General features: G+C 54.0%; 16 protein-coding genes and 2 riboswitches. Of the genes, 6 read left to right on the top strand and 10 right to left on the bottom strand.

Translation table 11 applies throughout. The features are described 5' to 3' along the window. Nucleotides 1-92: 92 nt before the first annotated feature. From AC6B99_RS14695 to AC6B99_RS14655, 9 genes are all read right to left on the bottom strand, one after another. The gene (locus AC6B99_RS14695; protein WP_496663611.1) at nt 93-671 is read right to left on the bottom strand and encodes a ferric reductase-like transmembrane domain-containing protein; all 579 of its coding nucleotides are present in this window, start codon (nt 669-671) and stop codon (nt 93-95) included. Next, the gene (locus tag AC6B99_RS14690) at nt 668-1,720 is read right to left on the bottom strand and encodes an FAD:protein FMN transferase (protein WP_496663610.1); all 1,053 of its coding nucleotides are present in this window, start codon (nt 1,718-1,720) and stop codon (nt 668-670) included. Before AC6B99_RS14690 ends, AC6B99_RS14695 begins: the two co-directional genes overlap by 4 nt. 2 nt (nt 1,721-1,722) lie before the next feature. After that, nucleotides 1,723-2,115, bottom strand: a complete 393-nt coding sequence (locus AC6B99_RS14685) for a hypothetical protein (RefSeq protein WP_056036624.1) — start codon at nt 2,113-2,115, stop codon at nt 1,723-1,725. Between the two features lie 221 nt (nt 2,116-2,336). Next, nucleotides 2,337-3,356 (bottom strand): galactose/methyl galactoside ABC transporter permease MglC, encoded by a 1,020-nt coding sequence (gene mglC, locus AC6B99_RS14680; protein WP_056036623.1) that lies wholly within the window; start codon nt 3,354-3,356, stop codon nt 2,337-2,339. A gap of 33 nt (nt 3,357-3,389) precedes the next feature. Beyond that, nucleotides 3,390-4,901 (bottom strand): sugar ABC transporter ATP-binding protein, encoded by a 1,512-nt coding sequence (locus AC6B99_RS14675; RefSeq protein WP_099518125.1) that lies wholly within the window; start codon nt 4,899-4,901, stop codon nt 3,390-3,392. 324 nt (nt 4,902-5,225) lie between these two features. Further along, a complete protein-coding gene (locus AC6B99_RS14670) occupies nt 5,226-6,254 on the bottom strand; it encodes a galactose ABC transporter substrate-binding protein (protein WP_056036619.1) in 1,029 nt (342 codons plus the stop codon). A gap of 134 nt (nt 6,255-6,388) precedes the next feature. Continuing rightward, complete coding sequence (locus tag AC6B99_RS14665; RefSeq protein ID WP_056036616.1) at nt 6,389-7,381, bottom strand: substrate-binding domain-containing protein; 993 nt, start codon at nt 7,379-7,381, stop codon at nt 6,389-6,391. Next, nucleotides 7,378-9,270, bottom strand: coding sequence for a cache domain-containing sensor histidine kinase (locus AC6B99_RS14660; RefSeq protein ID WP_056036614.1), 1,893 nt, complete (start codon nt 9,268-9,270; stop codon nt 7,378-7,380). The genes AC6B99_RS14665 and AC6B99_RS14660 overlap by 4 nt, the downstream gene beginning before the upstream one ends. Then, a complete protein-coding gene (locus AC6B99_RS14655) occupies nt 9,267-10,922 on the bottom strand; it encodes a response regulator (protein ID WP_496663609.1) in 1,656 nt (551 codons plus the stop codon). The genes AC6B99_RS14660 and AC6B99_RS14655 overlap by 4 nt, the downstream gene beginning before the upstream one ends. A 574-nt stretch (nt 10,923-11,496) precedes the next feature. After that, nucleotides 11,497-11,697: riboswitch (cyclic di-AMP (ydaO/yuaA leader) on the top strand. A gap of 108 nt (nt 11,698-11,805) precedes the next feature. Further along, nucleotides 11,806-11,995: riboswitch (cyclic di-AMP (ydaO/yuaA leader) on the top strand. Between the two features lie 255 nt (nt 11,996-12,250). On the opposite strand from AC6B99_RS14655, the gene kdpF reads away from it, so the two are divergent. The 5 genes from kdpF (at nt 12,251) to AC6B99_RS14630 (ending at nt 19,202) form a co-directional block, all read left to right on the top strand. Further along, nucleotides 12,251-12,328 (top strand): K(+)-transporting ATPase subunit F, encoded by a 78-nt coding sequence (gene kdpF / locus AC6B99_RS14650; protein ID WP_081418871.1) that lies wholly within the window; start codon nt 12,251-12,253, stop codon nt 12,326-12,328. A 40-nt stretch (nt 12,329-12,368) separates the two neighbouring features. Beyond that, nucleotides 12,369-14,048 carry a potassium-transporting ATPase subunit KdpA gene (gene kdpA / locus AC6B99_RS14645; RefSeq protein ID WP_056036611.1) on the top strand — a complete coding sequence of 560 codons (1,680 nt, stop codon included), beginning with the start codon at nt 12,369-12,371 and terminating at the stop codon, nt 14,046-14,048. Between the two features lie 22 nt (nt 14,049-14,070). Further along, nucleotides 14,071-16,104, top strand: coding sequence for a potassium-transporting ATPase subunit KdpB (gene kdpB / locus AC6B99_RS14640; RefSeq protein WP_496663608.1), 2,034 nt, complete (start codon nt 14,071-14,073; stop codon nt 16,102-16,104). A 105-nt stretch (nt 16,105-16,209) separates the two neighbouring features. Then, nucleotides 16,210-16,815 carry a potassium-transporting ATPase subunit KdpC gene (gene kdpC, locus AC6B99_RS14635; protein WP_496663706.1) on the top strand — a complete coding sequence of 202 codons (606 nt, stop codon included), beginning with the start codon at nt 16,210-16,212 and terminating at the stop codon, nt 16,813-16,815. Nucleotides 16,816-16,835: 20 nt separating this feature from the next. After that, nucleotides 16,836-19,202: a histidine kinase gene (locus AC6B99_RS14630; protein ID WP_496663607.1), complete on the top strand. Its 2,367-nt coding sequence runs from the start codon at nt 16,836-16,838 to the stop codon at nt 19,200-19,202. Between the two features lie 126 nt (nt 19,203-19,328). Here the strand turns inward: AC6B99_RS14630 and AC6B99_RS14625 are convergent, their stop codons facing one another. Next, entirely contained in the window at nt 19,329-20,000 is a 672-nt protein-coding gene (locus AC6B99_RS14625) for a pectate lyase (RefSeq protein WP_496663606.1), read from the bottom strand. Nucleotides 20,001-20,284: 284 nt separating this feature from the next. On the opposite strand from AC6B99_RS14625, the gene AC6B99_RS14620 reads away from it, so the two are divergent. Beyond that, nucleotides 20,285-21,106 (top strand): formate/nitrite transporter family protein, encoded by an 822-nt coding sequence (locus tag AC6B99_RS14620; protein ID WP_496663605.1) that lies wholly within the window; start codon nt 20,285-20,287, stop codon nt 21,104-21,106. Nucleotides 21,107-21,111: the final 5 nt, after the last annotated feature.

Below are 21,111 nucleotides of genomic sequence, written 5' to 3'. Positions count from 1 at the left end.
CAGCCGCCTGTTCATACCAGTTCCCATTCATTCTACTATCTTCTCCGCAAGCTGTCTAAACCTATACGATTCTACAGGAAAAACAGGATAAGTTACCCGCTTTTTGCCGCGACACCCCGATTTTTCGCAGTGCCTGGCTGTTTCTTGACGGTCGCCCTTCCCAAAAACAAGCCTACGGTAACGATTAAAGTCGCACCATACATGAACTGCACAAGGCCAAGCTGTGTATCCGTTCCAGCCAATATGCCGTGAAACAAAGCCAGTAAATAGATCGGGTAGGCTAACATATGGATAGCGAGCCACACTTTGCGCTTCAGCTTCGGACGCAGGTCCGAGGTCAAAATCAGCACGAGCATGCCATAAAGCGCAAGCGTACCTATGCCATATATCACCGGATGATCATGCGCGGTAAAAGGAATCAGCAGCTCGCCCCATGTAAATGGCGTGTACGTATCAATGACGAGCACCGCCATATGCAGCAGCGCCAGCAGCGTTCCCCCATTCGTGAAACGGATATGCCAATTGTACACGCGGGCTTTGCCGGGTCCTTTCACAAACGGATAGCTGTACAGCATGCCCAGCGACATGCCGACGAACAGCATCAAGTAAGAGCCAATGCCGAGCAGCCGCGTCATTTGCCATGTCGGCCAGCTCAAAATCCATTCTGTCATGCTGACTCCTCCTTTTCGCATTCGATTTCGCTTCCGCTGCTGGCTCTACCCCTAGCCTCCGCGGTTCCCGCTCTATGCAGCGGCTCACGGATATTCCACTCCAAGCCGGATTTGCGGCTTTTACCATATTTCACAATCTCGCCGCCGCTCATGAAAATAACGGCTTCACAGTCACGCGCATGCTCGTCCATCAGCCGCAAGCCTTGATCGCGGCCGGCGATGCACAGCGTCTTCGCCCATATTTCACAAGCGACGGCATCGGGACCCGCAACCGTCGCCTGAACGACATCGCTGACGCTTGGCTGCATCGTCAGCGGATCGATCAAATGATGCGCGGCCGAGCTGCCCGTTCCCCACTGCCTGCCCAGCGTCCCTGAGGTCGCAACTGCGCCGTTAGCCAGCAGCAGTTCCCCAACCGTTGCTCCAGCTTCCCATGGATGCTGGAGATCAATAATGGCTGGCTGCGCCGCTGCGTCCCCGCTGTTCCACGCATACAGATCGCCTCCGGCATTGACGATGCCTGCCGGAATCCGCCTGCTGCGCCTCAGCCAATCGGCGAGCTTCTGCACGGCCCAGCCTTTGGCGATGCCGCCGGCGTCGATACTCGTTCCCTCGGCGAGCTTCACCGCCTTCATGCCATAGTCCAGCTCCAGCTCGCCAGCAGGGCTCAGCTTCCGCCGCTCAGCCCCGCCAGCTCCCGCCTGGAACGCCGCCGCGTGCTCGAAAGATTCCGTATAGCCGGACGCTTCCAGCCCCGGCAGTATCCGCAGGTCGAACACCCCTGCCGTCAGACGGCGATAGCTCTCCGCCGCTGCAATAACCTCAAACAGCCAGTCCGACACGACGACCCAGCTGCCTGCCGAGCGGCCAAGCCTGCTCCACTCGCTATCCGGGCGGAAGCGGCTAAACCGCTGCTCCACTGCCTCAAACCAGTCGCGAGCGCGGTCTGCATAAAAGGCTGTCGTGCGGGGCTCATCCGCTGCATAATCCAGTATAATCTCGACATTCGTATTCATCGCCCGAAACCGTATCGTCCCCCGCCCGCTCATCGTTAGGACCTGCCTGACTGGGAGCGCATGCCGCCCGAGCTGCTGGAGCTGCCGCTTCCACTGCTGCTCCGGTCGTCTACGCTGCCGCGACTGCCTGAGCTGGAGCTATCCGATCCACTTTCGCTGGAGCTGTCTGACCAGCTGCTTCCGCTGCTGCCGTTATTCCAATCCGAGCTGCCGCTGCCGCTGTCGCTAGATCCCGTGGACATCCACTGGTCCACCGTATCCTGCTGATCGCCCTGCCGCTCCGTTCCGGAGGTTGTGCTGCCTTCGGCCGCCGCTGTTTGCGCCGCCTGAAAAGCCGCTGTATTTTGCACCGTACTGAATAATATAAAAATGCCCGCCGCGCCTGCGGCTCCAAGCTGCCATTTTAACCATTTCGAATTTCCGCTCATCCTTCTCCACCTACCCTACTCGTTGTAGTTTAGCTAAGTATAGGAAGGCAAGATGAAAACAGCGTTAAATGAATCTGAAGAAATGCTAAAAGAAAATACTGCCGCTCTACGACACGGATTAAACCTGTATATAACAAAAAAAGAATGCGGCCCCAAGACCGCATTCCTCACCTAGAAAGCAAAAACTTCTCCTGCCACTGCCTCGTCAAATCGCCGCGCCCCTACTTCTTCGCCACATACTTGCGAATATCAAATGCAACCGCAGCAACAATAATCATCCCTTTAATAATGAGCTGCCAGTACGGGCTTACGCCGACAAAGGTCAGACCGTAGTTGATGACGCTGAAAATGAGCACTCCGGCGAGTATGCCGCGCACGCGCCCGACACCGCCTGCGGTCGATACGCCGCCGACGACGCAGGCCGCAATCGCATCCAGCTCGTACATATTGCCGTAATTGTTCGTGGCTCCCCCCGTGCGGGCAGCCTCCAGCACGCCTGCCAGCCCATACAGCGCGCCAGCAATCGCATAAATATAAATCAAATTGCGCGATACATTAATGCCCGATACATTAGCCGCTTGGATATTGCCGCCGATGGCGTACATGTTTTTGCCCAGCCGCGTGTTGTTGAAGATGACCCAGACGATAAACGAGACAACAATCGCTATGATGACGATATACGGGATCGAATACGTGCCGTTCGGCCCGATATACCCGGTCCCCAGCTTGCTGAATTCCTTGCTTAAGCCTCCGATTGGCTGCGACTGGTTCGGCTTCATATCGAAGTAAAACGAGTTTACGCCATATACGATAACCATTGAGCCAAGCGTCGCAATAAACGGTGGAACATGAAATTTTGCGACAATAATGCCGTTGATCAAGCCAAAAATCAAACCGACGACAATCGCCAGTATAATCGGCACGATAATCGGCAGCTCCGGCAAATTCGGGAAAAACTTGCGCGGATAATCCGACATTTGCAGCATCGACGCAGAGACGACGGCGCTCAGGCCAACTATCCGCCCAGCAGACAAATCCGTTCCGCCCGTAATCAGCACAAACGCTACGCCTAGAGCGATTATGACCCGCGTCGACGATTGCAGCAAAATATCCCGCAGCGTCGTAATGCCGATAAAATTCGGGTCAGCAACTGCTATGCCAATAATAAGCAGAACCAATATAATATAAATCGCATTTTGGGAGAAAAAATGCTTAACTCCTTTTGCATCCAGTGCATTCATCGTATTCACTCCTCCAAGTTGTCCTGCCCGCTACTACTGTGCGGCAAGCCGCATAATTTCTTCTTCCGTCGCCGCTTTGCCGTCTACGATGCCGGATATGCGCCCCTCGCGCATGACGATGATGCGGTCGGACATGCCGATCAGCTCCGGCATTTCGGAGGAAATCATAATGATGCTTTTGCCCTGCTTGGCAAGCTCGATCATGAACGAATAAATTTCATATTTCGCTCCGATATCGATGCCGCGCGTCGGTTCGTCCAGCAGCAGCACCTCCGGGTCGGTCAGCAGCCATCTGGCGAGCAGCACCTTCTGCTGGTTGCCGCCGGACAAGTTGCGAATGAGCTGCTTGGTCGATGGCGTTTTGACCCGAAACTTCTCTACGCTCTGCTGCGACACTTCGCCTATCCGCGCATTGCTAATTAAACCATAGGGCGTCTTGAACCTGCCCAAGTTCGCAATGACTGTATTTTCCGCAATCGTCAGCACCGGAAAAATCCCCGTCACCCGCCGCTCCTCGGTGAGCAGCGCAATACCCTGGCGAATGGCGTCCGATGGCGCCTTCAGCTTTATTTTTTTGCCATGCAGATGAATGCTGCCCCGCTTAAGCGCCCGCATCCCGAACAGCGCTTCTATCACCTCGGTCCGCTGCGCTCCTACAAGCCCGCCGAGTCCCAAAATCTCGCCCTTGCGCAGCTCGAACGAAACATCCTTAAACGAATGCGGATGCACGGAGGTCAAGCCTTCTGCCCGCAGCAGCACCTCGCCCGGCACGTTCGTCCGCTCTGGATAACGATTCGATAAATCCCTGCCCACCATGCGGGTAATGATTTTATCAATCGTCAGCTCCTTCGCTTCCCATGTGCCGACATGCTTGCCATCTCGCATAATGGTTACATCATCTGAAATACGCAATATCTCTTCCATTTTGTGGGATATATAAATAATTGATACACCGCGCCGCCGCAGCTCATTAATGATGCGGAACAGCTGCTCCACTTCATTTCCGGTGAGCGAGGAGGTCGGTTCGTCCATGACGATGACCTTCGAGTGGAACGATACCGCTTTGGCGATTTCCAGCGATTGAATTTTCGATACGGACAAGTCGCCTACCTTTTGTTTCGGATGAATATCCATCTCCAGATCTTTGAGCAGCTTCACCGTATCCTCCTGCATTTTGCGGTGGTTGATGAATTGCAAAGGCCCTAGACCTCTGGTCGGGAATCGCCCGAGCCAGATATTTTCCATGACGTCGCGCTGCGGCACCGGGTTCAGCTCCTGATGGATCATCGACACCCCGAGAGCCAGCGCGTCCTTCGAGCTGTTGATGTGCACATGCTGCCCGGCAAGCATGATTTCGCCGCCATCGGGCTTGTAGATGCCGAACAGGCATTTCATCAGCGTCGATTTTCCTGCACCATTTTCACCCATCAAGGCATGTACCGTACCGGGGCGCAGCTTCAGCGTCACATCGTCGAGCGCCTTCACGCCGGGAAAAGATTTGGAGATGTTATTCATCTCTAGCACATAAGCCGGATGCTCTGGCATTTGTATAACACCCCTTTACAAACAATTAAGTTAAAGTTATCCAGTAAATAACCGTGTTTAAACGGCACTGCCAGCCTTTGGAGGCAATGCTCGTTTTGCTGCAAGCGTAAACGGCTGTCGCCGTCCTCTGGCGGCAAAGCTACGTTTCGCGATGAAATATAGAGAAAGGATGAAAAACCATATGCTTTCCTATATTTCAAGCGTAAACGGCTGTCGCCGTCCTCTGACGGCAAAGCTACCGTTTAAAAAAAGCAAGGGCAGCGCCAGCCTTATGCTTCCCTTGCTCCTTTCGTACCGCTTTATTCCGCTCGCCCTCTCAGGCGACTATTTCAGCACTTGATCCTTGTTCTCGCTCGTTACCTTCTGGTATGGAATCCACACGTATTTGCCATCGGTAATGTCGAAGCCGGTGTTATCCTTGCTCGGCGTTTCGCCAGCAGCCAGTACGCGGGACAACTCGACCGTCGCCTTGCCTTGGTTCACCGCATCGTTGAGCACTGTGCCGAGCAGCGTGCCTTCATCCAGCGCCTGAATCGCAGGAGCCGTAGCATCTACGCCGACAACCGGAATATATTTATCGCCTGTAAAATAGCCCGCCGCCTTCAGCGCTTCAATCGCACCGAGCGCCATATCATCGTTGTTGGCGAGGACAGCTTCGATTTTATCGCCATGGGAAGCGATGAACGCAGCCATTTTTTCCTGGCCTTTTACCCGGTCCCACATCGCTGTGTCCTCTGCCAGCTTCTCGACCTTGATGCCTGCATCCTCAATCGCCTGCACGGAAAACTTCGTCCGCAGCTCGGCATCCTGATGGCCCGGCTCGCCCTTGAGCATGACGTATTGCAGTACGCCGTCCCCATTCTTATCCGCTTCCGGATGTGCCTTCCAGTAATCAACGATGAGATCGCCGGACATCGTGCCCGACTCCTCCGCCTTCGCTCCGACAAAATACACCTTATCCCATTTCGCCATATCATCCGCAAGCGGCTCGCGGTTAACGAAGACGACCGGAATGTCCGCTGCTTTGCCTTTATCAATAATGACGCCCGCTGCTGTGCGGTCTACCGGGTTAATGATCATCGATTTGACCTTCTTCGTGATGAATAGGTCAACCTTGTCATTTTGCGTCGGCTGCGAGTTTTGGCTGTCTACGATATCCACCTGCACCTTGCCTGCCGCTGCTTCCGTAATCGCGTTGCGGACGCCTGTCATAAACGTATCGTCAAACTTGTAAATCGCGACCCCAACCTTCGGCTGGTCGCCCTCGCTTCCCCCTGCGTTGCCGTTTGATGCCGAGCAGCCTGCCGCTACCGTCAATGCGCCGATCAGCAGCGCAGCCGTTACCTTTTTCATTTCATCATGACCTCCCCATTTTTAGTTCATGCTGATGAGCGTGTGCAGCTCTGTTTCTCTTTCGTGTCCTCATTATGGCTGAAACGGGGCCGGAAACGAATGTAAAATCCTCATCATTTTTATTAAAATCCTCCTTACTTCTGGATAAAGGGAAACAGCACCCGCTGATTTTCAGGCCAAAACATCGTGTCGCTATTTACCAGCTTGGCTTCCATCGCTACATGCAGTGGCACTTCCTCGCCCCGCAAAGCGAGTACGGCGTTTTTGATGCCAAGATAGCCGATGCTGAACGGATTTTGCACCAGCACCGCTTGCAGCTGATCCTCCTGCAGCAGCTCAAGCAGCTCCATGGAGCTGTCAAAGGCGACAATTTTAATTTTGCCGCCGAGCCCCCGCTGCTTCACCTCAAGGGCAGCTGATACGGCGGCTTGGACATTAAGCGCCAATATGCCATCCACCTGCTGCTCGTCCAGCAAGCTGCTGACGACGCTTCGGCAGTTGCCGTCAGCCTCCAAGCAGGGCTCAATACCGATAAGCGCCATGCCGCTTTCCTCGGCAAGCGCCTCCTTAATGCCCTCCTCGCGGCGCAGCTGGTTGTTGTCCCCAAGGCCGTCCGTCAGCAGGGCGACGCTGCCTTTGCCTGCCAGCAGCTCGCTCATTTTGAGGGCAACCGCTCGTCCCGCCTGATGATGATTAATCGTGATGCTCGAGCTGATGCCCGCTTCCTCCGTCTCCGTGTCAATCGCAATGAGCGGAATCCGTGCTGCCTTGCTAGCCTCGACAATGCCGGTCGTAACCGCTTCGTCTCCGGAGGCAAATACGACCGCATCAGGATGATGCACCAGCGCAAGCTTTGCCGTCTCCAAAAGCTGCTCCGGGCTGCCCTGCTTATCCGGTCCGGAAATATGCAGCGTCACATTAAACTCCTTCGATGCGGCTTCGGCGCCCATGACGACGGAGTTCCAGTAGTCGCCGTCCAGCCGCTTGAGCAGCAGGCTGATGTCGATATTTTCGCGCTGAATGGCGCTGTCCTCTGCCGGATGCGTCGTGCAGGAGCCCAGCAGCAGCGCAGCCATAGCCACCATGCACAGCATAGTGAGCCGTCCCAACCTGCGTTTTACGCTCATCCTTCCTCACTCCTCTCGTCGGCTTCAGCGCCAGCTGGCTTGAACGGGAAACGTATCGTCACGGTCGTTCCCTCCTCCAGCTCGCTCTCAAACTGCAAGCCATACGGCTCGCCGTAAAACAGCCGAATCCGCTCATGCACATTGCGCACGCCTACGCCGGAGCCCGCGCCGGAAGCCGCACTGGATGCAGAACTCGATGCAAAATTGGCGGAGGTTGACCTTTTAGAAGCCTCTGGAGCAGCCCCTCCAATGGTGCCGTCACGATCAGCCTTACGGTCTCCAGCATATCCAGACGGCTTGGCGGTACTACTGTTGGTCTCTCCCGTGAGCAGCGCCGCCAGCTGCTCGCCGCTCATCCCGAGCCCATTATCGCTCACCTGCAAGTACACTTGCCCAGCCTCGATCCATGCCCGAACGGTAATCAACCCTTTATCGACAGACGGCTCAATGCCGTGCATAATGGCATTTTCCAGCAGCGGCTGCAAAATCAGCTTGAGCGACAAGCTGGGCAGCGCGGCCTCTTCGACGTCAAACACATAATCGAATTTATTTTTGAAACGGATATTTTGAATGATGAGATAGTTCCGCGCATGCTCCAGCTCGCTCGCCAGCGGAATCATCGGCTTGCCTTTGCTAAGGCTGATGCGGAACAGCTTCGACAAGGAGGTAATCGTCGTCACCACCTCCTCGTTGCGGTTCATGCCGACCATGCGCACGACCGTATTGAGCGTGTTGTATAAAAAATGCGGATTAATTTGCGATTGCAGCGCCTCAAACTCATATTTGCGCTTCGCCTCCTGCTCCACAACAATTTGCTGCATCAGCTCGCGGATTCGCGCTACCATCAAATTGAAGCGTCTGGACAGCTGCTCTACTTCCAGCGGCCCGCGAATGGTCGTCATCGTATGGAAATCGCCGCGCTCGACATTTTTCATCGACTTCTCCAGCTGCCGGATCGGACGGGCAATAATGCGCGAAATAAGCCACGACAGCGCAATGACGAATACAAGCAAAAGCAGCAGCAGATTCAGCAAATAATCGTTCAGCTCGCGCTTTGTCGTAATAATCTCATCGGTAAAGGACACTCCGACCACCTTCCAGCCGATGTTGCCGATCGTTTGCACCGTAATCATTTTATCCTCGTCTCCGGATTCGTCATGAAAGCTGCCGAACGTATATTTCAGCGCCTGCTCGACGTTTTCGCTTTTCAGCCCGGCGTAGATGAGCTGCTGCTGCGGATGGTACACCATATTGCCCGCACTTTCGTCCACAATGTAGACGTAGCCCTTCTTCCCGAGCACAACCCGCGAGGACAGCTGATTGATTTTGTTAAAATTGACGTCCAGCAGCAGCACGCCATGCTCCGTTTTCCCGCCCCTTACTACGGTAATGCCTTTGCTCAGCGAGACAACCCATTTGTACTGCATTTTGTACATGTTCTGCACATGCGGCAGCGAGTAGCTGAGATGGTTCGGCGTTTGAAGCGCGCTCTGGAACCAGCGCTGATTGTAAAGACTCAAATTTTCCTTGAGCGCAACGCCGGGAATGCTCATCATCACCTCGCCGTCATGCCCGATGACGGCCAGCGACACAATTTCTCCCCGAATGCCGATGATCGTATTCAGCTGGCTGCGCAGCTCTTCTTCGTTCACATCGCCGCTGCGGCTGATTGTATCGTGGAGAACGCCGTAAATTTCCGACATGCCCTGGATATAATCCTCCAAATTGTAGCTGACCTGATCGACGACCTGCTGGGTATTGCGCAGCGCATTCGTCTCTGCCGTCTGCGAAAACTTGTTGAACAGCAGCACGCTGACCATTATAATCGCCGCAGCCGCAAATACCGACAGCGCCACTGAAATGAGAAACTGGATGCTGCGCTTCCTCATGGCGCATCCATATTCATCGCCTGATTGCGATAATCCTTGGCAGAGACGCCGACATTTTTCTTAAAGCACAGTGAAAAATAATTCGGGTCCGAGAAGCCGACCTTCTCGGCAATTTCGAACGTCTTCAGCTCCGTCGCCCGCAGCAGCTCCTTCGCCGCCTCCATCCGCAGCTGAAGCAAATAACCGCCGAAGGTCAGCTTCACCTCCTTCTTGAACAGGCTGCTGAAATACCCAGCGCTAATATGCAGATGGCTGCACAAGCGGGCAATCGACAGCTCGCTGTCATGGAAGTTTGCTTTCGTATAACGCACAGCCTCCTCGACCAGCTGCTTGTAGGAGCTTTGCCTGCGGCTGGCGATATGATGGCGAATTTTCTCGCAGAGCGACATGTACCATCTTCTCGTCTCCGACAGCCCGCTAAGCTGCTGCAGCTCCTCATAAATTTGCAGCTCGTATCCTACGATATCGTACAGGTTCAGCCCTGCCTCCCTCACCAGCTTCATGACCGCCGTCATCATCTCCAGCATGTAAAGCTGGTATTCCCGGTAAGCGGCATGGACGCCTTCAATCTCGTCAAAAAGCGCAGCCACCAGCTGCTTCAGCTCCTCATGCGTGCCTACGCGCAGGCAGCGAATGAGCGCCTGCTCCTTGAGCTCGTCAAATTGCAGCTCCTCCACATAGCGCGTCTCTACATCGTCAATGCAGATGATCCGGTTGCTGCCCACCAAATTATGATAATCGAGCGCCTGCTGCGCCTCCTCATAGCCCTGCTTTAACTGCGCGACATCCGCCAGCGTTGAGCTGACCCCAATCGTCACGGGAAAACGCAAGTATTTCTGAATATTTTGCAGCATTTCAGCAAGCCCGCCCAGCGTCCGCTCCATCAGCTCTTGCGCGCTTCCTCCCCGTCCAACTGCGAGCAGCGCCACCCGATCCTGATGCAGAAAAACTTTGCCCAGCCCGAGTCTGCCCCACACCTCTTCCGCCACATTGCGCAGGGCAAACAGCTTGAGGTCGAGATCGCTGGAGGCCGCAAGCGAGCTTTCCGCTGCGCGGAGCGGCAATCCGGGAAGCGCTTCCAATACATGCGTGTGCAGCACGGACACAATGTACGCCTCTCCCGCTAAATCCAGCTCATATTTCTCTAGCTTCTCCTCAATATGCCGCAGCGGAAGCTTGCGGGTGAGCAGCGACGACAGGAACAGCTCCTTTACGACCGGCAGGCTTGTACGGTAATGCTCCTGCAAAAGCTGCATATTTTCCCGCTTCTCACGCTCATCATCCAGCCGCTCCTTCACCTTGTCCATCACCTCAAGCAGCTGCTGCGCGGAAAAAGGCTTTAAAATATATTCATCCACCTGCAAGCCAATCGCCTGCTTGGCATATTCAAATTCATCATAGCCGGAAAAAATAACGATGCGCGTCAGCGGATACGTCTTCCTCGTCCATTCCGCCAGCTCCAAGCCGTTCATATACGGCATGCTAATATCCGTCGCTACGATGTCCGGCTCCAGACGCTCGATCAGCTCCATCGCTTCCCTGCCGTTCGCCGCCGTATCCACAATTTCAAAGCCATGGCGCTCCCATGCAATTTCGTGCAGCAGCCCGCTGCGCGTCTCTTCTTCATCATCTACCAGCAGCACTTTATACATCGTTCATCCCCCCGCTATTTAAATACGCGGCCGAGCAGCCGCAAACACCTGATTCTGTCAGCATGCTATTTATCATATTCGTTTCCTTGTTTTCTGGAAAGAGGGGGTGCTTTGAGTAAACAAGCGTAAACGGCTGAAGCCGTCCTTTGGCGGCAAAGCTACCGTTTCGCGATGAAATATAGAGAAAGGAAGAAAAAAATCATATGCTTTCCTATATTTTAAAGAAATCGCGAGATAAATCGACCTTGCTAAAGATAAATCTCGTTGTAAGCGTTTAAAATCAAACTAATCCGCTGCATTCGCTCTCTTTTGCGGCGTAAGCTTCCTTTACAGCAATCGCGGCGGGGGAGTATGATTCATAGCATGCATGAACCTTTTTTTGAAATATAAGAATTTATAAGTTTTGCACTTATAAATAGGCTTATATTTCTCGGACTGAAACGCGCTGCGCCGCCAAAGGAAGGCGATAGCCGTTTCACCTTGAAATATAGGAAAGTATAGGTTTTCGTTATCCTTTCTCTATATTTCTAAGGGCAAAGCTCTTCGCTCGTCCCAGAAGGACGACGAAGTCGTTTTTGCTTGATCGCTGAGTCTTCGCCCAATAGGCGAAGAGCGGGGGAACCAAACGCACTGCAGCCATCCGATGTGAGAGTCGGAAGCTGGCAGCGCAGGGGTGAATCGTTTGCAGGAGTGTCATGAAACTCCAGGCAAATGTAGGGCGACTCTCACCGCCCGAATCCGACAGCTAACCTCGTAAGCGCAGGTGTAGAGAGGAATGGTGAACGATTGTGACCTTGTAAATCAGGCCACAGAGCGTCATACGCCTCTGTGGTTTTTTGTTGTCTTTTTTTCGAAAATAGCACTCGCAACATCGGCAGGCATTTTGTTTCAAACGCTGAGTTCTGCACTGCCGCAGAAACGGGGGAACCATCGACGGCTCTCTGTCGTTGTCCAATGGACGATGGCAGGGAGCGTCACGGGGTGAATCGCAAGGGCACGATAAGTGCCAAGCGTAGGGCGTCTCTCGCGCCCGAATCCGACAGCTAACCTCGCAAGCGTCAACGGGAGAGGCCACACTTACACTTATCGCAGGCGAATCAGGGGCGTATGATGCCCGGATGAAGGAAGCTGCGGGTGAAGAGTCCTCTTTGCCCAAGGCTTCTTTTTTGCTGCCTTTTTTTCCAAAATGACTAGGGATAAAACGAAATAAGGAGCGCTGCAGCTATGCTGGATATCGGAATGGCTTTGACCTTAATCGCAGCTTTCGGGCTGATTGCCGGATTTATACGCTGGTGCGATCGGTCCATTAGCGAAATGGAGGAACGGGGATGATTGTCATATTGCTCGTTACAGGAGCTTTGCTGGTGTATCTCGTCTACGCCTTGCTCCATCCGGAAAAATTTTAGCAAATAACGTTTCATCATTTATAGCAAGGGAGGAACAGCTGTGGACGTCTTGCAAATGGCGGTAGTCGTCGGCATGATCATGCTGATCGCAAAGCCGCTTGGGCATTATTTATATTCCGTGTTTTCAAACGTTCCAAACCGTACTGACAAGCTGTTTGGACGAATCGAAGCGCTCATATATGCAGTAATCGGGCTCAAAAATCGCCAAGGCATGAGCTGGAAAAGATATGCGCTCAGCTTTATTACACTCAATTTCGTGCTCGTAGCTGTCAGCTATGTACTGCTGAGGGTGCAAAGCGGTCTGCCGCTTAACCCGAATGGAATCGGCGGCATGGAGCCGACACTCGTCCTAAATACGGTCATCAGCTTTATGACCAATACGAATCTCCAGCATTACAGCGGCGAATCAGGGCTGACGTATTTTGCGCAAATGGCCGTCATTACGATGATGATGTTTACGTCCGCCGCTACCGGCTTTTCCGTTGCTGTCGCCTTCGTGCGCGGCATTACGAGCAAAGGCGGAACGCTCGGCAACTTTTTCGAGGATTTCGTCAAAGCACATACGCGGATTTTCTTCCCGCTCGCTATTATCATTACGCTGCTGCTTGTGGCGCTGCAAGTGCCGCAAACGCTTAGCCCTACCTTGACCGTTACGACACTCGAGGGCGCGGTTCAGCATATCGCCATCGGGCCAGTCGCCTCGCTGGAGTCGATTAAGCATCTTGGCACGAATGGCGGCGGTTTTTTCGGAGTCAACTCCGCCCATCCGTTCGAAAATCCCAACCCGCTGACGAATGTCATTGAGATTTTGTCCATGTGGGCACTGCCTGCCGCGCTGCCCTTCATGTATGGCCGGTTTGCGAAAAGCAGCAAGCAGGGCTGGGTTATTTTTTCGGCGATGATGGCGCTGTTTCTGATCTTTCTTACGATTTCCTATACGGCTGAAAAAAGCGGCAACCCGCTGATCGCCACACTCGGCATCGACGCTTCGCAAGGCAGCATGGAGGGCAAGGAGGTTCGCTTCGGCATCGCCCAGTCCGCGCTGTTCACGACGGTGACGACGGCGGCCACGACCGGCTCGGTCAATTCGATGCACGATACGCTCACTCCGCTTGGCGGGCTCGTTCCCCTTGCCCAAATGATGCTGAACGTCGTCTTCGGCGGCAAAGGCGTCGGGCTCGTCAATATGCTGATGTATGCGATGCTGACGGTGTTCATCTGCGGGCTGATGGTCGGACGGACACCAGAATTTCTCGGACGAAAAATAGAGCCGCGCGAAATGAAGCTCATTGCTATCGCCATTCTTGTGCATCCGTTTATTATTCTCGCGCCAACGGCAGCGGCTTTTCTAACCGACCTGGGGCAAGGCGCTATATCCAATTCGGGCTTTCATGGCATTACGCAGGTGCTTTATGAATATACGTCCTCGGCCGCCAACAACGGCTCCGGGTTTGAGGGGCTGGCCGACAATACACCGTTCTGGAATATAACGACCGGGCTCGTGATGTTTTTCGGCAGATATATGTCGATGATCGCGCTGCTAGCTGTAGCCGGATCACTCAGCCGCAAGCAGTGGGTGCCGGAGACGATAGGCACGTTCCGAACGGACAATTCGCTATTTGCGGTTATGCTAATGGGCGTCGTTATTTTGATCGGCGCGCTCACGTTTCTGCCCGTCATTGTCACAGGGCCAATTGCCGAGTTTTTAACGATCCGTTAAAGGGAAATGAGGGGTAAGCGTTATGAATGACCAACGTGCTAAAAAACTGTTCACCGGACCGCTCGTGACCGAGGCGCTAAAGATGAGCCTCCTCAAGCTGAATCCGGTCCATATGATGAAAAATCCGGTCATGTTCGTTGTCGAGATTGGAACGCTGATCGTTCTGCTCATGACCCTATTTCCAGGGTACTTCGACTCGCAGGATCGCATCGGCTTCAACTTGACTGTTTTTATTATTTTGCTCTTTACGGTACTGTTCGCGAACTTTGCCGAAGCTTTAGCCGAAGGCCGCGGGAAAGCACAGGCTGGCTCGCTGAAAAAAACGAAGCAGGAAATTATGGCGAATAAGCTGCTGGGCGACAGCATTCAAATCGTCCCTTCTACGGAGCTGCGCAAAGGGGATATCGTTATCGTCTCGCAAGGGGAAATGATTCCCGGCGACGGCGAGGTCATTGAAGGGCTCGCTTCCGTCGATGAATCGGCTATTACCGGCGAATCGGCACCCGTCATCAAGGAGGCGGGCGGCGACTTCAACTCCGTGACGGGCGGAACGCGGGTCATCAGCGACCGCATCAAAATGCGAATCACGAGCGAGCCCGGTGAAACGTTCATCGACCGGATGATCGCGCTCGTCGAAGGCGCGAAGCGGCAGAAAACACCGAATGAAATTGCCCTGAACACGCTGCTGATAAGCCTGACGATTATTTTCCTCATCGTCGTCGTCACGCTTGGCCCGATTGTCGCTTATGTGGACGTCAATTTGGAAATTCCCGTGCTCATCGCGCTGCTCGTCTGCCTCATTCCGACGACAATCGGCGGCCTGCTGTCCGCCATCGGCATCGCCGGCATGGACCGGGTCACCCAGTTCAATGTGCTGGCCATGTCCGGGAAGGCGGTCGAAGCAGCTGGCGACATTAATACGATGATTTTGGATAAAACCGGAACGATCACCTTCGGCAATCGGATGGCTAGCGAAATCAATCCGGTGGGCACTGCTGGGGCAGATGAGGCAGCGGCATGGGCCGCTATTTCCTCCCTGCAGGATGAAACGCCGGAAGGCCGCTCGGTGCTGGAATGGATGAAAAAGCATGATAAAACCTACGATGCCGCGCTTGGCGAAGGCGGTCAATTCGTTCCCTTTCAGGCCGAGACGCGGATGAGCGGCATCGATTTGGCCGATGGACGGCTCGTGCGCAAAGGAGCCGTTGAAGCGATTCGCAGCTGGGTGCTCGCCCAAGGAGGAGACATACCCGCTGATTTGGCTCAGGAGACGGAGCGGATTGCCAAGGAAGGCGGCACGCCGCTCGCTATCGCCGTCGATCAGCACATATTCGGCTTGATTTATTTGAAGGATACGGTCAAGCCGGGCATGAAGGAACGGTTCGACCAGCTGCGAGCGATGGGCATCAAAACGATTATGTGTACGGGCGATAATCCGTTTACGGCGGCAACTATCGCCAGAGAAGCGGGCGTCGACGATTTTATTGCCGAAAGCAAGCCGGAGGATAAAATCGCCGTCATCCGGCGCGAGCAGGCGGAAGGCAAGCTCGTCGCCATGACGGGGGACGGGACGAATGACGCGCCCGCACTCGCGCAGGCCGATGTCGGCCTGGCGATGAACAGCGGCACGACGGCGGCGAAGGAAGCTGCCAATATGGTGGATTTGGACTCCGATCCTTCCAAAATTATAGAGGTCGTTTCGATCGGCAAGCAGTTGCTTATGACGCGCGGCGCGCTAACGACCTTCAGCATTGCCAATGACGTAGCCAAATATTTCGCCATCATCCCCGCGATGTTTATGCTGGCGATTCCGCAAATGCAGGCGCTGAATGTGATGCAGCTCGGCTCGCCGCTGTCGGCGATTTTGTCCGCGCTCATCTTTAATGCGATCATTATTCCGCTGCTCATTCCGCTGGCGATGAAGGGCGTCACCTATCGTCCGCTCAGCGCCGCCCGCCTGCTCAGCCGCAATTTGCTCATTTACGGGCTCGGCGGCATGATCGCGCCGTTCATCGGCATTAAGCTCATCGACATGATGGTTCATATTTGGATTTAACGTCATCCAGATCGGCTGCTGCCTATTCATATAACGAACTTCTATTAGAAAGAAGGGAATTGTGCTATGCATGCTATTTTAAAAAGAAAACGTCCATCGTCACCTATGCCAGCTGCTTCTTCTTCATCAGCTCCGCCCTCCTCTGTGATTGGGGTGTCGCTGCGCGCCAGCCTGCTGTTTCTGCTCCTTTGCGGTATCGTGTATCCGCTTGTGAGCACGGGCGCCGCACAGCTGCTGTTCCCGGCCCAGGCCAATGGCAGCCTGCTCAAGGACAGCGCAGGCAACGTCGTTGGTTCGTCGCTGATCGGTCAGCCTTTTACCGATCAGCGCTATTTTCAGGGGCGGGTGTCGAGCATTGACTATAAGGCGGAGGCTTCCGGCTCTAACAACTATGCCCCTTCGAACCCGGAGCTGCTGGCTCGCATGAAAGCATCTATCGCCCAGTGGCAGCAGGATAATCCCGAGGTGCCACTGGAACAGCTGCCGCTTGCATTAATAACGAATTCCGGCTCCGGGCTTGACCCGGATATTACGCCGCAGTCGGCTATCGTACAAATTGCAAGAATCAGCAAGCTGACGGGACTGCCTCAGGCAGAGCTTGAAGAGCTTGTACACGCGCATACGAAAGGACGCGAGCTTGGCCTCTTCGGTGACAAGCGCGTCAATGTGCTGGAGCTGAATCTGGCTTTATCCACACGAATCGCCAAATAAAAAGAGAAAGCGGGAGCAGAATGCCACCGTATCAACGCAAGACGCCAGAGGAGATATTGGCTTCTATCTCCCGGCTGCATAAGGGACGCCTGAAAATTATCATCGGCTCGGTCGCGGGCTCCGGGAAAACGTATCATCTGCTTCAGGAAGGCCAACTGCTGAAGCAGCAGGGCATTGATGTCGTCATTTGCGCCTTAACGCCAGCCCCAAGTACAAATAAGGATCAAACGGTGCTTGAGTCTGAGCTGGAGCATATCCCAAGCATTAAGTGGCAGCGCGATGGCAAGGAGCAGCAGGATTTGCCGCTGGAGACGCTGCTCGCCCGCAACCCGGAGGTCGTGCTCGTCGATGGCCTCGCCCATCGCAATCGTGCGTGCGCCCGCTTCCAGACGCGGCTGGAGGATATTCAATATTTACTGGAGCATGGCATCAGCATCATTACGACGATTAATGTCTACGAGCTGGAGGGCGAGGACGGGGTTATTTTCAAAATGACGGGCATTCGCGCGGAGGAGACGGTTCCGGCGGACACGCTGGAATGGGCCGATGAGGTTCGCCTTATTGATGTCTCTCCTGAGACGATGCTGAGCCGGATGGAAGAGGGACTGCTCGGCAGCTCCCTCCATCCGGCTATGCGGCTGCCCGGCAATCTGGCTGTTCTGCGTGAAGTCGCTCTCTGCCTCATGGCAGAGGGTGTTCACGAAACGCTGGAAAAGCACCGCGAAGCGCTGGGCTTAAGCGGCCCATCGGGGGCAGCCGAGCGGATTGTCGTATCAGCGCAATATCACTTCAATGGCTCCCTATATGTGCGCCGGGGCCAGCAAATTGCCAAGCGGCTGCATGGCGAGCTTGCCGTCGTCACCTTCCTGCTGCCGGGCCGCAGCTTGTCGAAGGAGCAGCAAACGATCAAACGCTCGATGCAAAAGCTGGTAGCGAAGGTCGGCGGCGCATTCGAGGAGCTTCCTCTGGCGCATGCGCGCAAGCTGCCTGCCGCACTTGTGGCATATGCAACGCGGCAGCATGCGACGCGCATTGTGATGGGCCATTCCAAGAAAAAAGCATGGCAGGAGCTCCTGCAAGGCTCTATCGTCAACCGCGTGCTCCGCAAAATACGAAACATCGACGTGTTTGTGATGACGGATCGGGCGGAGCATGAGGGAGAACGGATTTTGCCCGTTAAAACCCGCCGGGGCGGGCAGGAGGCGCTTTTTCATCGGCTGAATACCCGCGAAATGGAGGAACAGGCCCAGCGCATGCGACGCGGCACGTTCAAAATTTATATTGGAGCCGCTCCCGGCGTCGGGAAAACGTACAAAATGCTCCAGGAAGGCAACATTCTTAAGCGTAAAGGTGTGGATGTCGTCATTGGCTGGCTGGAAACGCATGGGCGCAAGGAAACGGCCGAGCAGGTCGGCGGCTTGGCGATTTTGCCCCGGGCAGTTATTCCCTATGGGGCAGCGCGGCTTGAGGAAATGGATACAACGGCTGTTATCGCGCGCCGCCCCGAGGTTGTGCTGGTCGATGAGCTTGCCCATACGAATGTGCCCGGCAGCCTGCTCAAGAAAAGGTACGAGGATATTTTGCAGCTGCTGGAGCACGGAATTTCCGTTATTTCCACCGTAAACGTACAGCATGTGGAAAGCTTAAATGATGCGGTGGAGCAGTTGACCGGTGTGCGCGTGAGAGAAACGGTGCCGGACGCGATTTTACAAATGGCGAATGAAATCGAGCTCATTGACGTTACGCCCCAAATGCTGGCGCAGCGCATGCGCGACGGTAAAATTTACAAGCTGGAAAAGGTGGAGCAGGCGCTGGGCTCTTTTTTCAAAATCGGCAATTTGATTGCCTTGCGGGAGCTGGCGCTGCGCGAAATTGCGGATGATGTCGATGAACGGCTGGAGTCGTGGGAACGCGGCCCTTCGCTTCGGGGACCTTGGCGCAAGCGCGAGGTGATTTTTGTATGCATCGATTTGGGTGATCAGGCGGAGAGGCTGATTCGCCGGGGTTTTCGCATCGCTCATCGCTTAAAGGCAGAATGGCATGTCCATTATGTGCACAGCCGTAAAATTCAGCAAACCGAGGCGCAGCAAAAGCGGCTCCATGCGCTGCGGCAGCTGTGCGAGCGGCTTGGCGGCCAGCTGGCGGTAAGTGCTGCGGATAGACGCCAGGAGATTAGCGGGATTTTGCTGAAAAAGTTGACTGACCTGCAGGCGACCCAGCTCATTATTGGACAATCGCGCCGGCCGCCGTGGCAAACGCTCGTCCGCAAAACGATTGTGCAGGATTTGCTGCGCTCCGCCAGACATTTGGATATGCTCATTGTCGCCAAATGGGAAACAGAGCCCGTGCCGCCTAATCTCGGCACAGGCCCTGTTGATGATTTATAAACAGGCTTACTTACGGGGGACGGCTATCCTTCCAAACGCTAGGCTCTGCGGCTCAGGCTCAGGTTCAAGCTAAGGCTTAAGCTAAAGCTTAAGCGGCATTGCCGCGTCTTTTTTTGAAAGGATTGCCTAATAAGCCGTGTTTCCGGATTGGCTGGTTTTGCCGGATGCAAAACCTTTGAACAGCGTCGGCACGCCAGAATAGCGCGTGTTTGTTATTTTGCCCGTTGTGGAGCTGCTGTCTGTACGCAAAATGGAATCCTTCACCTTGGAAATATCGCTATTTGAAACATTCATGGATACCGAATAAGAGGTGCCGCCATTTTGACGAACGAGCTTGCCGATGTCATTGGCCTTGAAATTTTTAATATTGATCGTGCCGGATGCATTCATTTGGAACACTTTGTCATAGGCTTTATATGCGCCGCCGCCTGTAATATTAACGGTACCGGAAGATTTTAGAGTCAAAGCGTCCTCGCCTACATCCTGCCAAGTCACATTCTCAATATTGCAGCTGCCATAGCAGTGAACGCCGTCGGCAGCAGGAGCGCCGATAATGACATTTTTCAGCGTTGCGCCTGCTTCCAGACGGAATACCGGCTTCTGGTTCTCAGCCTGGCTGCCATCCCCTAACGTACTCGGGTTCGCTACAAAAACTTTGCCTTTGCCGTCGTAGGTCGTATTTTTAGGAACAATAATGGTAGCGTTTACAACTTCTGCCGCCGATACAGGGGCAGGCTGCACACCAGCAATTGCAATAATAAGGGCCAAAGATAATAGAGCACCAATCCAATTTTTCATCGAATAAACTCTCCTTTATTCCATTTAATTTGGTTGTGGTGAAGCCTCTTCCTTTAATGCCTCAATATTTATGCAAATAGATGTGCACCTCCGTTTGCATCTACAAGAAGACTACCTAATTTTTGCCATTACAGGAATAATCATTAGCTCAGTAGTTGTCCACTCCGCCGGGAATCCCTTATTTCTGTAACAATTTCCGCCTTTACCTGTGAGGAATGTCACAATCGACCGTGTCCCTCCTGTGTTATTCTAACCTCAGTAAGCAGCAAGAGGAGTGAATGCTCATGGAAACTGAACCGCTACGCAAGGTCGAGCAACTCGCACACAAGAAGCATATGATTTTTCAGCAAAGCCGCATCCGGTATATTTCCAGGTCCATGCTCGCCAGCATGTTCATCGGCTTTGGCGTTATAGTCGCCTTTAAGACGGGTAACTTTTTTTACGCCGAGCATTCTCCACTCGCTTATCCGATGGCCGCGCTAACGTTCGGAGCTGCGATTATTCTCATCGCATACGGCGGCGGCGACTTGTTTACCGGCAATACGTTTTATTATTCGTTTACCGCGCTCCGGCGCAAGCTCAAATGGACCGACGCCATCAAAATGTGGCTGACCAGCTACGCTGGCAACCTGCTCGGCGCAGCCGTGTTCGCCCTGCTCATTATGACAACCGGACTGTTCGACAGCGAGAAGGTCAATACGTTCCTGCTCAGTGTCGTCGAAGCGAAAATGCATACGTCGTCGATGGAGCTGTTTTTCCGGGCGATTTTATGTAACTGGCTAGTCTGTCTCGCCTTTTTCATTCCAATGGGCATGAAGCATGACGGGGCAAAAATGTTTTCCATGATGCTGTTCGTCTTCTGCTTCTTTATTTCGGGCTACGAGCATAGCATTGCCAACATGTGCACCTTCGCTATTGCACTAGTCGTCGACCATCCAGACACGATTACTTACGGCGGCGTCATTCACAATCTTGTGCCTGTCACACTGGGCAATCTGATTGGCGGCGGCGTATTAATGGGATATATGTATTATTTCGTGAACAAGCCTTATTTCGACAAAGAGGATCACGCACAAGAGCAAGTACAGAAGGAATTGCAGGAGTAATTACA

This window comes from Paenibacillus liaoningensis (assembly GCF_059609455.1).
Note: the sequence above shows the minus strand (reverse complement) of the source record. Positions and strands in the feature narration are given on the sequence as shown.